The following is a 14,592-nucleotide window of genomic DNA, read 5'->3' on the forward strand; positions in this document are numbered from 1 at the left end:
TAAAGAATTAAGCTCTATAATTTAGGTATGAATATTTCTATTTATCAAGGATAAAACATGTGTCGTTTGGTTGCCTACATGGGACATAAAGTACTGCTGGAAGATGTTTTAGTGAAACCTTCAAATTCACTGATTATGCAAAGTTTGCATGCCAAGGAGTCTCATGTTAGAACTAATGGTGATGGTTTTGGGCTAGGATGGTATGTTCCACACTTGGGGAAAATCCCAGGTCTTTTTACTTCAATATCTCCGGCATGGAATGACAGAAACCTTCTTAATCTATGTCGTAAAATTGAATCTCCATGTTTTTTTGCGCACGTTAGGTCTGCAAGTGCAGGCGGAGTAACAGCCTATAATTGTCACCCATTTATTCATGGGGAGTGGATGTTCATGCATAATGGGACTATAGATGATTTTATTTTACTTAAACGACATCTGCGGCATCTATTAGATGATGATATTTATCACTGGATACAAGGAGAAACGGACTCTGAGCATCTTTTTGCTTTGTTTTTGCAATTAGCTAAGAATAGGGATCTCTCTCAAATAAAGGAAGTAGCGGATGTATTTATAGAAACCCTAAAAATAATTAATGGATTAAGCAAACAATATAGTAGTAATGCAGGACCATCTTATTTTAATGTGTGTTTAACTAATGGTAAAAGCATGCTTGTTTCTCGCTATTGTAATTCAAAGCGCCACAAACCAGATAGCCTTCATTATCTTACAGAGAGTTCATTAATACGTCATGCTCAACGTCCGGGGTTAAAAAAAATTAAAAATTACCCTATGATTCTGATTGCTTCAGAGCGTTTATCGGCATTTAATTCTGAATGGTTTGATGTACCTGTTAATCACTGTATGTTAGTAGAAAATCATGAAATAAATTTTATAGAGGTTTCCTAGACGGCCAGATCTTAAGGAATAATTGTTACTTTAGGTCTAAGAATAATCGCTTACAGTTCTTAAGAATAAGTGCTCTTTCAAACATATTAGAACGAATAAACTAATATCCTCCAATTTTTATCACGCTCACTTAATAATTAGTTAATTTTTTGAGCATATAATTTGCCCAAATGACTTTTTTTTTCCAAAAAGATTAAATAACTTTCAATAAAGTGAGTATTAATAATTATGAGAGAGCTTTTCGAAAAAAATGCAAAAGAAAATAGCATATCTACTTCATCGAAAAATACGGATATTTGTACTTGTACCTTATGTATGAAAAGTAAATTACCAACTGAAGTAGTGAGAGAACATTTGCATGCTTTGCAATCTACTATGGTTGATCGACGAAACCCAGATCTGCCAGGAAGTAAACCATTAATGAAAGCTACAAAAGCACATGCTATTCTTAAAGCAGGTACAAAAATCAGTATGTTGGATGCTACAGGAATAAGTGAATTAGATTTACCTTCTTCTAAAAGTACGATTCAGATAACCTCCCCACAAGAGTTAACTATAAAGGCTACATGGAAAAATAAAAAACAGGAACAAGGCCTAAGCGGGCGAGATGCCAACGTTTTTGGTGGTTTGGGAGTATTGACCATTCCATCTGAGGTTAAAGTGATGAATATTCCCAAAATGAATGCACTGGCTGTGCCTGCAGCATTTTTAGCGAAATATGGTGCGGAGCTTATTCCTCTAGAAAAATCATTTACTCTCGATGCCGCAACGGACAAATCTTTAGAAAATCTTTATTTAGTGGAATATCAATGGGATGCAGATTATATTCAAGACTATGTGATGAATCAAAGAGGGGGTGGTGGATTATTTGTAGAAACTCATCCCTTTCCCCATGTTTTTACACCTCTATCTCCTGAGTGCAGTGGCGCATTGATATTGGGAGTTGATCGCAAAGATGGTTCATTTGATTTTGCAGCATTTGAAATACCATTTGGCTATACTATGAAAATTGGTAGTAATGTAATTCATGGTGATTCATTCTTTGTTGGACCTTATGCAATCGCATTAACTGAAACTGAATTAGCCGATTCAGTTCTTTTAAAGCAAGATACACCCGCTCGTGACATACAACGAGTCACTCAATTCCCTACCAAAACATTTTCATTGCCTTTGTTTGAAGAAAATAGGTTGGCTACTCAGGTAAGTCATAAAATGATGGTTGATAAAATTCGTCATGAGGGGGCTTCTGGAAAAGGCATAGGCTTTTTTAAACAGTTACCTAAAGATGTATTAAGTGAGGTTCGTGATTTATCAGGAGATTCTCAGAAAGCTTATGATCAAAATTTTGGCTTGGTTGTTTCTAAGTAATTTTCTTAAACGAACTTTATCTCATATGACTTGTTCCTAGCGAAGGTGAAGAGGTATTGATACGGGAGCAAGTTCTACATAAAACAATTCGATATAAAAAACTAACCTATTTTTTATATCGAATTCGCCTTTTACTGTTTATTATCTTATTGAGTAACGAGATTCATCAACATTTGCGAGACAGTTTTTTAGATGAAGAACAGCTTTATCGAGAACTTTCATGGCTGACTGGTTTTCTCCATCTCCTTTTTTACCACTTTGATGCCCGCTATAAGATTTTATTCCAGGAAAAGTTTGTATGTTGTTAATAATTTCTGTCAAGTTATGGCCATAACTTTTGCTAATTTGTTTAACGGAATCTTTGCGATAGACACATATATTATCCCAAAGCTTCTCTGCTTTTGCTCTCAAACTACTGCTGTCTTTTTTTGCAAACATATTTAGTCCTAAAAAATAAACGAGAACTCATTATGCCGCACGATTGTTAAGAGAAACTTAGCTTAACTAAAAGAGGGTGAATGTGTATTTAGCGATTTCATTATAGATTGCCAATTACAAATCATTTGTTTATATTGAACATCAGTTCGATATAAAACGAATAAAGTGATTTTTTATATCGAGTTCATCTTTATTTAATATTTAAAAATATCATTTACTATGATTTCTAATTTGAATCCAGTGGATTATCCGATACTTTATACCTTTAGGCGTTGTCCGTATGCCATTAGAGCAAGAATGACGCTTGCATACTCGCATATTAAAGTGGTGCAACAAGAGGTTATACTGAAACAAAAACCTGATGCAATGCTTTTAGCCTCGCCAAAAGGAACGGTTCCTGTATTAATTTTAGCAGATGGTCGAGTCATTGATGAAAGTCTAGATATTATGGCTTGGGCCTTAACCCAATACGATCCTGATGGATGGTTATGTACTGAATTAAAAGATAAGAGTGATGAGTTAATTTATTTTAATGATGTGCGGTTCAAACCCATTTTAGACAATTATAAATATTCACAACATGCCAATAATTATGATCCGCACTATTATAGAAATGAAGTTAGAGAGTATTTTTCTAAATTAAATTTATTATTAATCAATCACCAATTTCTTTTAGCAGATCATATCAGTTTGGCTGATGTTGCTTTATTTCCTTTTATCAGGCAATTTTATATGGTAGATCCACAATGGTTTGAACAAAGTGAATATAAATATCTTTATACTTGGTTACAGTTCTTTTTAAATTCAGAGCTGTTTCTTTCTGTGATGAAAAAACTACCGTAATAATTATAAACTACAAGTAGGAGCGTTTTCAGGCGTGGCTGTGGGCGATGGCGTTTCGCCAATATCAAAGAACCCTTTTGCTTTCTTGATACCCTGTTTCTCGTTAAATGGGTAAGCTACTCCATCCCACGGAATGAATGCTTGCATCGATTCAAAGTAACATAGTGTTGGTACATGAAGCTTTATTTTTTGATTTATATATGGGGCAATTATTTCTTCAATCGCTGCGGTAATCTCTTGATGCAATTTTTTGTCACTAATGTTTTTGTAACAATAAGCTAAGGTAATATGAAAAAAAGAGGGGATACCTTCCTCAATACCCATTGTTTGGGCAAGTTCCCGGATCATTGCCTTTTGACTTTCCGGTAGTGATAAACGTAACTGTAATGCTCTTCCAACTTGAACCGCTTCAATTGATACTTCTGGTGTAAACTCATGAGCCTTAAGTTGTGTAAAAAGATTTTGGAAAAACTCAAGCTTATCGGTGATAAATTTAAACCAATCCAGATTATGCTCGTTTTTGGTATAGAGATTACAGGTGGTCATGTGATAACTTTCATCGGGTAATGGAGTATAATACTGAGTTAGTAATGTTGAGCTTGCCAAAGATTGATGTATTTTATGTAAGAAATTATTTTCTTGAGCTGCTTTTATAATCGGGGCAATAATCGTTACGCCTGGAAATTCTATATAGTTTCCTGTTGAGTCTATTTTCTCAAACATAATTGAATCCTCAAAATACCATACCTTAGACTCCACTGAATCTAGGATATAACGCTCAAGAACTAGATTATAGCACAACCATCCATAGTGGATAGAATTATAACGATGCACATGACAAAAAATCTGTCATGTACAAGGCATTAATTAAAAATCCTTTTGTGTTTATAGTGTACCCTACCAACTGATGATATTGTCGTGCTTTAACATGCATTATTCAGCGAGACACTATGAGAATTATTCGCTGCAGCAGCAATTGTTTCATGATGCATACGCAAATTAGCAAGATAAAAATCTTTATGCTCTTTTAAATTAATATCTGCAATTAATTTGTATTTTAAATCTTGTTTCATTTTAGGATACTCACCACTTATAATTTCTTTTTTAATTGTTTCGACTATTTTAGTAAATAAACACTCGTTTAATGTTGGAATTTCGATATTATTCATAAAAATCATAGCCAATGCTTTAGAATTACAATTTTCTTTAAGATAATCCTCAACCACTATACGTTTTGATGAGCTCCAATAGCCCCCCATGTTTTTGCTTCGTATTGTTTTAACGAAGACTTAATAAGACTTTGAAATGATTTTTCCGTCAAACTATCCACCCAATCATAAATAGCCCTATAGACTAATGAAATACCCACATCGCTAAATGGATGAGTAAATCGTTTATCTTTCTTTGCAAAAAACACTATATCTCGAGTAATATCTACTATGTTTTGTTCAAAGCTTTTATCTTGAATTGCAAGGGTAATACTCGGGATAGACTGCTTGCGCACTATTAAAGGAGTAAGTCCTTTTACGAGTAGTTGATTTAAGGCGCCATCCTCCTGGGAACCTGAGCTTAGAATATATGCTAATCGGTTATCACCACTTTCATTTTTACTCATCCTTAAATATTCTTTTACTGGCTCTGTTCGTTGGCGAAATGAAAAGGCAGGTAACAAAGGAGTATACTTTTTATCAATTATCCTAGTAATATATCGCTCTAAAACTTCTGGGGAAGTGTTTTTTGCCCAATCAAATAAAGAATTATGATATTTCTTCTTTATATCTTCTTGTATCAAAGGAGAAACTTTTTTTGAGTGCACTGCTTTTTCTTGGGGGCTGTCTATGAGAACAAACTCTTCATTGTGTTCTAATTCCTCTAGATCCTCATTTTGTTCTAGCTCTTGGAGATGTTTCTCACTTTGTTCTGGTTCTTCTAATAGGTTTTCATTTTGTTCTAGTTCTTGGGGATGATGTTTCTCATTATGTTCTGGTTCCACTATGAGACTCTCATTTTGTGCTTGCCCTTTTAGATGTATTTCGTTTTGTTCTAACTCCTCTCTAATCATTCCTTTTTTCTCTAACTCATTTAAATATAGAGCAAGTGAAAAGTCTTCATCTAAATTTAATTTTGTTTCTTTTAATTGAAGTTCTTGCTCTATTTTTTTTACATCTTCAGGATGATATTCATATGCGATTTCTCTATATTTTAAGCGATCAGATACATCTTCTTCAGTAGGATTTTTAATTTCATTTAATGTTTTAAATAGTGATAAATAATAATCACCACGTAGCGTTAATAATTCAAGTTGCGTGTCATCATCACAATTTATTAAAGGATACTCTTCCAACGCCCTAATATTCATGACACAAAAGGAAATAATTTGATAATTTTCAACATCGGATCGTTCTTTTAAAGTGTACAAACGATTAAGTTCTAATTCATTTTTAATAAACTGGGGGTTTTTCTTTAGCATAGAGTATTTCTCCTGAAAATTAATCTCACAAACTAAGAAGCTTTCCATCGAAAATTTTGTGAGTCCTCTTAATTTAGAAAAAACGGTAGAGTACTGTGCAAACCAAGGACATTGAAGTTGCCGAATTTTTTTGTTTGTTACGAACTCAACTAGGATTTGCTGGCAATTTGTTCTTATCTCCTACGTGCCGTATATAAAGCATGGCACATAGGCAGAAGAGGCCAATTACCGACAGGCTGCTTTAAGTTTTTATGTTACTATTGATTTTTATTGACCTCCAAAGCAAGCATTGAGTGTTACGGCATTGTCCGCAGGAAGCCAGTGGCCATAGTTTTCTCCATGCCAACGGCTAGTTTCTTCAAGTTTTGCTTGAACAATTTGTTGTGTGAGTCCTTGATGTTTAATCCAATCATCACACCGTTTTTTAACCTGCCTACGAATTTGGCCTCGCATAAAAGAGTAACGACAAGGATTGAAGGCTTCATTTAAATTATCTGAGAGATAAGGCTTAAGTAGCGTTTCTCTGTTAACATGTTTGGAAAACTCCCATTTCCCTTTATTTAAAACTAAAATAGGAGGAAGGGTGCGTCCCCCAATTTTCACGCTTTGTGCTAGATTCATATAAAATTTCCATCCAGCGTAATTTCCTGCTAAGTCTGCATTGGAATAAACACCGTTGATCAAGGTCCCAAGATAAGTTTGTTCCAAGATTTGACCATATAAAACAACAGCAGCATGAGCTTTTTGGGCAGATTTTCCGTGATCTAGGTAATACATATAAATTTTGTAGTAGGTATGGCCCATCATGAAAAAATGACCTAGCTTGTCAGTACCGAAATAATAACCATACATATTAATTGTCGGTGCAAGCCCAATTACAAATAAAGGAGACTGGGAGAAAACGAGCCAATAAACAGTTTTCCATGGTAGGGCTTCTTTATAGAATATTTGTTTTGATTCTTTAGGAATACGACGTAACCAACGTGGAAAACCTGGTCCAGTATACTTATAGACTAAATCTGCGAGATAGGTTCCATTCTGGCGTAATGCCAGTTGTGATGCTGCATGCCGACTACGCTGAGCTCTTGGTAGAAGCATTTGAATTTCTGAATTAGTTTGAGCGATAACTTGTTTAACAACGTCGTAAAGTCTGCTACTTGTAATCGGGCCAATGTCCTGTAATTCATTGGGTGGAAGGGTAAATTGATCTGTTTCTTCTGCTTGAGTTTCCCGTATTGTACCAATAAATAAAAATATAATTAAAAAAAAGATCCTTGTAAAATCCATATTTTTCTCATCCTGAATTGAGTCTGACATTAAAAACAAAATCTATCCGCCTGTCTAGAAAAATCGTTCAAGGAAAATAATTTTTCATATCTTCATATTCAATTGATTTAAGGATTGTTATGAGATAATGCATCAACACTTGATGATACTGCCAAGTGATAAGAAATTCTGTTACAGGAAATTATTATTTTAGATACAATTAAATTATGAAGTAATATACTTGCAATCATGGAGAGATATTATGATGTCTATCACTACAATTCCATTTTTCATTAGTGTTGCCATTATAGTCATTCTATTGTTTAGTCTTTATATTACTATTAAATATAGAAATCCAGAACAATATCAAAATACGCGTATTAATGTTTTTTTTTTCAAGTTTAGCCTCTGTAGCGATTATTTTTGTTGGGTTTAATATTGTTTTGACTTCCATTGCCTTTGAATATGAACAGCAATTTTCGCGCCTTACTAAAACAAAAGATGCTGTGGATAAGTTATGGTTTTATCCCAATCAACTGATAAAAAATAGCCCTAATATTAGACCTGAATTTATGGCTTCCTTTTTTATGAATAATCTTGATTTGTATCATTTGGTTTTATTGCCTCATAAAAAAACTCCTTTAACAAAAGAGGCTATTCTTGAAGAGCAATTCATCAGTAATGTGATGCTCCAATCATGGGAAGATTTTTTAATGATGCGTCGTTACGATGAAATCTCTTTAGATTTTTGGCTTGGTTCGTTTCTAACTTGGGCACAAAATCCTTATTTCAAGATTTATTACAATAGAATGAAATTTAACTACCAAGATTTTACAAATCAGTTGGCAGAGCTTTTATTTGAATATGCTGAAAAAATACCTGTGCCAACAGAAGATATTCATGTTTATCGACGTACCGTAGCAAAAATGCAAAAAGATCCCAGATATATTGTTTTGGTTGAAAGCTTATCCTGAGCTTGGCGGGTAGCTCATTTGACATCGGAAAACCTGTAATTGCCTTGCTCTAGCATTTGCAAACCAACTAACAGATTCTCTATTAATTGGTTTAGAAGAATGTACAAGCAGTTGGGTTCTGCTATGTTCGGCTACGAACCCATCTGTTTTTTCCTGGTTCAATCAAATATATATTGAGTTTCGGACTTCTTCGAATCGAGCATTATCTTCTTCTTTCATTTTCTCAGCGGCGTCTAATTCCTCTTGTTCTTGTTGTTGTTGAGCCTGTAGTTTTACGAGTTCAATCATATTCTGAGTTTTTAATTCTTCTAAAATACCAGCTAATAAAAGTTCAGTAGGCGTTTTCAATTTTATTTCTTGGGTGGGGTGTTGTTCTTTTTTTGTGTTTCTTGTTTTCTTTATTCCTGATGAGTGGGAGGAGTGTTGATTAAAAAAACGTTGATGGTCCTTATTGGAATAAAGGTGGGTTGTTTTATGATCTCCATTTTTTTGGCGAGTATTTGCAGCTTTTTTGGTCATAGCAATCTCCTTTTCCGTATGAGTCTCCTTTAGATTAATCTAAAAATTGAGTTAAATGCAAATGTTTATTTCAAAATAAACAAATTTTATATTTTTATTGTCAATATTGAACATCAAGAGCAAGAGATTATCTAATTTTCTATTGAAATCCCAATCAATAAATTGGAATTATATTCATTTTATTGACAATAAAAATCAGATCATTTATATTCAGTTAATGAATAAATTATGAATTGGTATTCATATGAGTAAATTTATTAATTTAGTATCAATTGCATTGATATTTTTTCTATCTGCATGTAATTCAAATAAAAAAGAAAAATATCTGCATTTTGCCACATCAGCAGTATATCCACCTTTTGAATATAGTACTCATGGAGAAATTAAAGGTTTCGACATCGATTTGGCAAGACTTATTGCTAAAGAACTTGGGAAGGAGGCAGTTTTTGACAATATGCAATTTAGTACGGTTCTACCTGCAATAAGCTCGGGCCAAGATGATATTGCTATAGCTACAATTACTATTACCGAAGCCAGAAAAAACAATTTTGACTTTTCTGAACCCTATTATTTTGATGGTATAGCCTCTGTATATCGTTCACATCAGCCTGTCATAGTCCCGGACCAACTTAAAGGAAAAAAAGTAGCAGTACAACTCGGAAGTATTATGGAGATTTGGTTGCGAGAAGCTTTTCCCCAGATTGACGCGACAGTATTGGACAATAACACACAAGCGATTGAATCATTAATTTCAGGTCGTGTCGATGTTGTTTTAATGGATGGGATTCAAGGTAAGATTTTTAGCGAAAAGTATACAGAATTATCTTATTCCTTAATTGCTAAAGCAGATTATGGATATGCTTTGGCAGTCAAAAAAGGTTCTCCACTAACAGCAAAGATCAATAAGGCGTTACAAAAACTTAAAGCAAATGGAGCGATTCAAAAACTGGAAATGATCTGGTTAAAGGCTTCATAACGAATTAATTGAAAATTGTTATAGCCTAAAACCATAGAAACAACGTTTATTTACTGATTTAATCGAGGAGGTAAAAATGTCACTTACTGTTCCAGTTAGCAACACTATAGTAGAAGACGAACATTCGCAAACTATCAGCGAAGTAACAACCAATACTTTCGTGATTAATTTACAACAGGCGATTTTTGATCTCGAAGTCGAGTCCGAGTATACACTCACCTCTGACTCCGCAGGAGTAGGCAATGCACCATCTATGAAAAAGGTAAAGCATTTTCTTACTGGAACAGAGTTAAGTACAGAAGAATTGAAACGTATTTTAGAGAAAGCCAAAGCATTGAAACAGACCCCCTCCTTTTATTGCCAGGCTTTGGCCAATAAAAGCTTGGTCATGATTTTTGAAAAACCTTCTTTTAGAACCCGATTAAGTTTTGCAATGGCAATTCAAAGTATGGGGGGAATAGCTATTGAAAGTTTAGGCAATACCAGAAAACAAGAAACTCCAGCAGATATGGCAAGAGTTTTAAATGGTTATACAGACTTTATTATGGTGAGGACTCATGCTGATGAGATTTTGCAAGAAATGGCTGTTCATGCAAAAGTACCTGTAATTAATGGTCTTTCAGCCTTACATCATCCATGTCAGATTCTCGCTGATTTATTAAGTTTATGGGAGCATTTTGGTTCGCTTGATGATCTTACTATTGCGTATGTTGGTGATGGGAATAATATTCTTCATAGTTTGATGTTGCTTGCACCTCAATTAGGTATAACAATTAATTATTGTTGCCCTGAGTCTCGCCAACCTAATAGTACAATTATAGAACAAGCACATAGCATTAAAAACGGTATGATTTATAGTTTTGCAAAACCTGAAATGGCTGTTAAAAATGCTGATGCAGTATATACCGATGTATGGACCAGTATGGGCTTTGAAGCCCTGGATAATAGTCAAGTATTTCAAGGATTCCAGGTCAATGAATCTTTAATGTCTTATGCAAAGCCAGAAGCAGTATTTATGCATTGTATGCCCATGGAGCGAGGAAAAGAAGTCTCTGAAACTTTGCCAGACAGTCCTGCTTCAATAATCTTTACTCAAAGTGAAAACAGGCTGCATGTACAAAAAGCATTGTTGTTATTTTTAAATTTGTGAATGTATTTCCCTGGGGTGGGTTATGGCTCAATTCTGTCCGTAACCCACTTCGAGTAAGGGCTTTGTCCCATCTTTTTAAATTCAATCGTTTCAGGATTTGGGAATAATTTTTGATTTGTTACGCTATTTATTACTATGATCCTGACCTTGAATAGATAAGCTTTTTGTTTTGATAAGAAGGTCACTTAGATCAGATGATTGGCTGAGCCATTGTCTAAGATATTCAACAAACTCCCAAATTAGGCGTTCTTCGCCGCGTTTTTTTAGATAAAAAGCATGAAACTCAATATCTATAGTAAAATCGCTGAGTTCAACTACAGCTAATTTATCATCAAGCAATCTTTCATAAATTAAACACCAACTATGCCCATGTTCGACTGTCTGGATACAGTTATATACCGTATTTACCTCAGCGATAATTTTAGGTGAAATGCTTTTTTGTGCGACCAACACGTTAAACTTTTGGCGTAATATGCTGTCATTCGTTGTTAAGACCGCATCGTATTCTGCCAATTCAGTTATAGAAATAGGAGTGTTACGTTTCGCAAGAGGGTGGGTAATAGATACGACAGGTAAAACCTTTTCTTTCCATAGAGGTATAGAGGTTACATTGGCAGGACAATTTCCTGTATAAGGTAAAATGAAAAGGTCATAATCTCCACCTGACAGACTTGTATTCAGATCTTTGCCCGGAACTATTTTATTAATAATAAAATAATTTGTTTTAAGTGCAAGCATATAATTGATAAATTCGGCAAATACTGAGAGGGAAACATAGGGGTTAAGTCCTACATTAATTGTTAATTTAGGCCGGCTTTTGCGATCATTATGCTCCGCTTTCATCATTTCATTATAAATACCAAGTATTTGGCGAATATAGGGAAGAAAAGCCCTTCCTTTCTGAGTCAACTCAACTCCATAGGTAGTATTTACAAAGAGCTGACTCCCTAACTCCTGCTCTAATTTTTTAATACGCCTGCTTATGGTAGGCTGAGAGGCATACATGTGCTTTGATGCTAAGGACGTTGAATGATATTCAACAACAGCAAGAAATGTTTTCATATCTACTATATTCATCTAAGCCTCCTGGTTTTTCTCTCTTAAGAGATTACCTTGCTTACTGCTCTAATTCATTCTTATTAATAATATTAGCTAAAAAATTGCAACTTTATGAGTATGTTGCAAACGAAGCATTTCGTATCCTTTGATGATAGAAAAATTAGCTTTGCGGTAGATCTCATGCATACCAATCACAAAATTACTATTAAAATACTTTTGATGCAAACAATATAAGTTAATAATATGTAAGCAATTTTGCATTCCATTTTTAAATGTGATACAAAATGCGGTTCGCTAGAAATCAGCGTATGTTGACTTGAAGTTTCTAGTTTTGTATTAAAGAAAGAGTTACCCATTCTAGTATAAAAATTTTTATCCATCATTTATTAAATATGAGTTATTGTGAATGAAATTAAATTAATCATCTGGGACTTAGACGATACCTTATGGAAAGGAACCCTAGCAGATCAGGATGATGTAATCTTAAAACAAGATGTGATTGCAAGAATTGAATATTTGTTAAATAGAGGTATTGTTCATTCTATTTGCTCAAAAAACGACGTAAAAAAAGCAGAAAAGATGCTCAAACAGTTAGGCATCTACGAATTCTTTATTTTTCCTAAAATATCTTTTGAAGATAAAGGATTGCGAATAAAAAAGATTATAGAACAAGCACAACTTCGTGAACCAAATGTATTATTTGTAGATGATAATGAGTTTGTTCTACGAGAAGTCCTTTTTCACAACCCCAATATTGTAATTAAATTAGCCGATCAATTTATGCAAGAAGATGTGAGTCATTGGGGAAAAAATGACAGTAATCGGGAGCGTTTAGCACATTATAAGATTCTAGAAAGGAAAGAGAAAAATAAAATAACATTTCTTGAAAAAAATAATGATGAACATGCATTTTTGAAAGAATGCAATATCAAAATTCAGCTTATCCCTTTAGACATCAATGATCATGAGATTGAACGCGTGATAGAGCTTGTGAACCGTTCAAATCAGATGAATTATACGCAATCACGGATTAAGTATGAGTATTTATTTACTTTATTTGAATTAAAAAATGGGAACAATTTTAAAATCCGTGTGGAAGATAGGTACGGGGCTTATGGAGTTGTAGGATATGTTTGTATTTTAAATAATACCTTATTTCACTATGTATTTTCATGCCGTATTCTTGGTATGTGCGTTGAAGCAAGGATGTATCAATGGTTAAAAACAATGTATCCCGAATTAAAGCCTTCATTTAATATTTCTAAATTAAAAAATGTGGATATAAATCTAGATTTTATTGAAATTAATTTGCAACAAGAAAGTGACAAAAAAAAATCTACCCCCAATAATAAAAAAGTATTAGTTAGGGGGCCATGTCTTGCCAATGCCGTTTCGTTTCTTCTCAGTGAACACTACCACGTAGATGAGGAAATATTCTCATTTTTTGAATATGCAAATTTACATTTTTTAAGAGAAAATTTAGAGGGCAAACAAGATACACGTTTTGATAAAACTCGAAAAGCTATAGAAAGCCATGAGTACCATATGATCGTTAATTTTCTTGAAAGCGATTATTACAGTGGGAACTATAAGATCCAAAGCCAAAAAATCCCTGTTACATCCAATTATATTTTCTGGAAAAGTTTGAAAACGATTAAGCAGGACAATCAAGTGCTAGGAGAACATATTAAAACAATGATGATTAATGGGATGCGTGATATTAAACGATTTAATCTTGATAATCGTTTTTCTCCGTGGCCACGAATTGAAAAAATTGTTAATGCTACATTAGATTGGTTCGGAGAACGTTGGCGAAAAATTCTCTATCAGTTCATTTTTTATTTTGTATTTAAAAATTACCGTGGTTATGTTTCTGAAAAGCAATTTGAAAATAACGTGCTTTGGTATATTGGTCTTTTTCCAGAACATGTAAAACTGTTATTTATTAATCCTCCTGAAAAGATACCATTGCCATTAATGACCCAAGAGCAAAATGAGAGAATTGTTAAACGTACCCAATTGCTTAATAAGATTATGAGAAATATTGCAAATGAAAAGCCGAATGTATTGCTTTTGGAAATGGATGATATTCTTGAGCAAGAAGATATCGTGGACAGCTTTTCTCATTTAAAAAGACAAGGATATATCAAGTTATCTCAATTATTATTAAAAACAGCGAAGTGTTCTTTTGCTGGAAATTAATCAAGATCGAGTAGCTGTATCAATCACGGCGTTTTTAGGAACGCTCCCCCTCTGCGTAAGCAGGGGTCTATTAAATGTTATGCCGCAAGCTGAAATGTTGAGCCAGATTTGTTGTTTTTAGACCTTCCGTTTTCACGGAGGGTGACGTTTAGAGTCTCGTCACTCTCTGCGTAAGCAGGGGGTCTATTAAATGCTATGTTGCAAGCTGATATGTCGAGCCAGATTTGTTGTTTTTAGACCTTCCGTTTTCACGGAAGGTGACGTTTAGGCACGTCACCCTCTGCGAAAGCAGGGGGTCTATTAAATGCTATGTTGCAAGCTGAAATGTTGAGTCAGATTTGTTATTTTTAGACCTTCCGTTTTCACGGAAGGTGACGTTTAGTCTCGTCACTCTCTGCGTAAGCAGGGGGTCTATTAAATG

General features: G+C 34.1%; 14 protein-coding genes. 7 read left to right on the top strand and 7 right to left on the bottom strand.

Going from position 1 to position 14,592, the window contains the following annotated elements:
- Positions 1–57 precede the first annotated feature (57 nt).
- Together Lsan_RS06430 and Lsan_RS06435 are read left to right on the top strand one after the other, a co-directional pair.
- Entirely contained in the window at positions 58–906 is an 849-nt protein-coding gene (locus Lsan_RS06430) for a class II glutamine amidotransferase (RefSeq protein ID WP_058513668.1), read from the top strand.
- A gap of 228 nt (positions 907–1,134) precedes the next feature.
- The gene (locus tag Lsan_RS06435; protein ID WP_058513669.1) at positions 1,135–2,274 is read left to right on the top strand and encodes a hypothetical protein; all 1,140 of its coding nucleotides are present in this window, start codon (positions 1,135–1,137) and stop codon (positions 2,272–2,274) included.
- 141 nt (positions 2,275–2,415) lie between these two features.
- Here Lsan_RS06435 and Lsan_RS06440 read toward each other — a convergent pair whose 3' ends face one another.
- Complete coding sequence (locus Lsan_RS06440) at positions 2,416–2,712, bottom strand: hypothetical protein (RefSeq protein WP_058513670.1); 297 nt, start codon at positions 2,710–2,712, stop codon at positions 2,416–2,418.
- A 219-nt stretch (positions 2,713–2,931) separates the two neighbouring features.
- Between Lsan_RS06440 and Lsan_RS06445 the strand changes: the two genes are divergently transcribed.
- A complete protein-coding gene (locus Lsan_RS06445; RefSeq protein WP_058513671.1) occupies positions 2,932–3,555 on the top strand; it encodes a glutathione S-transferase in 624 nt (207 codons plus the stop codon).
- A gap of 3 nt (positions 3,556–3,558) precedes the next feature.
- Here Lsan_RS06445 and Lsan_RS06450 read toward each other — a convergent pair whose 3' ends face one another.
- The 4 genes from Lsan_RS06450 to Lsan_RS06460 form a co-directional block, all read right to left on the bottom strand.
- Positions 3,559–4,278, bottom strand: coding sequence for a DUF1868 domain-containing protein (locus tag Lsan_RS06450; protein WP_058513672.1), 720 nt, complete (start codon positions 4,276–4,278; stop codon positions 3,559–3,561).
- Positions 4,279–4,478: 200 nt separating this feature from the next.
- Positions 4,479–4,814: a hypothetical protein gene (locus Lsan_RS22890; RefSeq protein WP_237762060.1), complete on the bottom strand. Its 336-nt coding sequence runs from the start codon at positions 4,812–4,814 to the stop codon at positions 4,479–4,481.
- A complete protein-coding gene (locus Lsan_RS06455) occupies positions 4,781–6,025 on the bottom strand; it encodes a hypothetical protein (protein WP_237762061.1) in 1,245 nt (414 codons plus the stop codon). Before Lsan_RS06455 ends, Lsan_RS22890 begins: the two co-directional genes overlap by 34 nt.
- A 267-nt stretch (positions 6,026–6,292) precedes the next feature.
- Complete coding sequence (locus tag Lsan_RS06460; RefSeq protein WP_058513673.1) at positions 6,293–7,312, bottom strand: hypothetical protein; 1,020 nt, start codon at positions 7,310–7,312, stop codon at positions 6,293–6,295.
- Positions 7,313–7,674: 362 nt separating this feature from the next.
- Here Lsan_RS06460 and Lsan_RS06465 point away from each other — a divergent pair, with 362 nt between their 5' ends.
- The gene (locus Lsan_RS06465; protein ID WP_058513674.1) at positions 7,675–8,265 is read left to right on the top strand and encodes a hypothetical protein; all 591 of its coding nucleotides are present in this window, start codon (positions 7,675–7,677) and stop codon (positions 8,263–8,265) included.
- Between the two features lie 162 nt (positions 8,266–8,427).
- Here the strand turns inward: Lsan_RS06465 and Lsan_RS06470 are convergent, their stop codons facing one another.
- The gene (locus Lsan_RS06470) at positions 8,428–8,784 is read right to left on the bottom strand and encodes a hypothetical protein (RefSeq protein WP_058513675.1); all 357 of its coding nucleotides are present in this window, start codon (positions 8,782–8,784) and stop codon (positions 8,428–8,430) included.
- 244 nt (positions 8,785–9,028) lie between these two features.
- On the opposite strand from Lsan_RS06470, the gene Lsan_RS06475 reads away from it, so the two are divergent.
- Together Lsan_RS06475 and argF are read left to right on the top strand one after the other, a co-directional pair.
- Positions 9,029–9,760: an ABC transporter substrate-binding protein gene (locus tag Lsan_RS06475; protein WP_058513676.1), complete on the top strand. Its 732-nt coding sequence runs from the start codon at positions 9,029–9,031 to the stop codon at positions 9,758–9,760.
- A gap of 76 nt (positions 9,761–9,836) precedes the next feature.
- On the top strand, positions 9,837–10,910 hold the full coding sequence (gene argF, locus Lsan_RS06480) for an ornithine carbamoyltransferase (protein ID WP_058513677.1): 1,074 nt from the start codon (positions 9,837–9,839) through the stop codon (positions 10,908–10,910).
- Between the two features lie 123 nt (positions 10,911–11,033).
- Here the strand turns inward: argF and Lsan_RS06485 are convergent, their stop codons facing one another.
- Positions 11,034–11,987, bottom strand: a complete 954-nt coding sequence (locus Lsan_RS06485; RefSeq protein ID WP_058513678.1) for a LysR family transcriptional regulator — start codon at positions 11,985–11,987, stop codon at positions 11,034–11,036.
- Positions 11,988–12,371: 384 nt separating this feature from the next.
- Between Lsan_RS06485 and Lsan_RS06490 the strand changes: the two genes are divergently transcribed.
- Entirely contained in the window at positions 12,372–14,171 is a 1,800-nt protein-coding gene (locus Lsan_RS06490) for a hypothetical protein (protein WP_058513679.1), read from the top strand.
- Positions 14,172–14,592: the final 421 nt, after the last annotated feature.

It is taken from the genome of Legionella santicrucis (assembly GCF_001468135.1).
GTDB lineage: Bacteria > Pseudomonadota > Gammaproteobacteria > Legionellales > Legionellaceae > Legionella > Legionella santicrucis.

What these genes read in the sequence shown, in the direction of transcription:
- Lsan_RS06430 (WP_058513668.1), top strand. Translation starts at nt 58, where the DNA reads ATGTGTCGTTTGGTTGCCTACATGGGACATAAAGTACTGCTGGAAGAT.
- Lsan_RS06435 (WP_058513669.1), top strand. Translation starts at nt 1,135, where the DNA reads ATGAGAGAGCTTTTCGAAAAAAATGCAAAAGAAAATAGCATATCTACT.
- Lsan_RS06440 (WP_058513670.1), bottom strand. Translation starts at nt 2,712, where the DNA reads ATGTTTGCAAAAAAAGACAGCAGTAGTTTGAGAGCAAAAGCAGAGAAG.
- Lsan_RS06445 (WP_058513671.1), top strand. Translation starts at nt 2,932, where the DNA reads ATGATTTCTAATTTGAATCCAGTGGATTATCCGATACTTTATACCTTT.
- Lsan_RS06450 (WP_058513672.1), bottom strand. Translation starts at nt 4,278, where the DNA reads ATGTTTGAGAAAATAGACTCAACAGGAAACTATATAGAATTTCCAGGC.
- Lsan_RS22890 (WP_237762060.1), bottom strand. Translation starts at nt 4,814, where the DNA reads ATGGGGGGCTATTGGAGCTCATCAAAACGTATAGTGGTTGAGGATTAT.
- Lsan_RS06455 (WP_237762061.1), bottom strand. Translation starts at nt 6,025, where the DNA reads ATGCTAAAGAAAAACCCCCAGTTTATTAAAAATGAATTAGAACTTAAT.
- Lsan_RS06460 (WP_058513673.1), bottom strand. Translation starts at nt 7,312, where the DNA reads ATGGATTTTACAAGGATCTTTTTTTTAATTATATTTTTATTTATTGGT.
- Lsan_RS06465 (WP_058513674.1), top strand. Translation starts at nt 7,675, where the DNA reads ATGTTTTTTTTTTCAAGTTTAGCCTCTGTAGCGATTATTTTTGTTGGG.
- Lsan_RS06470 (WP_058513675.1), bottom strand. Translation starts at nt 8,784, where the DNA reads ATGACCAAAAAAGCTGCAAATACTCGCCAAAAAAATGGAGATCATAAA.
- Lsan_RS06475 (WP_058513676.1), top strand. Translation starts at nt 9,029, where the DNA reads ATGAGTAAATTTATTAATTTAGTATCAATTGCATTGATATTTTTTCTA.
- argF (WP_058513677.1), top strand. Translation starts at nt 9,837, where the DNA reads ATGTCACTTACTGTTCCAGTTAGCAACACTATAGTAGAAGACGAACAT.
- Lsan_RS06485 (WP_058513678.1), bottom strand. Translation starts at nt 11,987, where the DNA reads ATGAATATAGTAGATATGAAAACATTTCTTGCTGTTGTTGAATATCAT.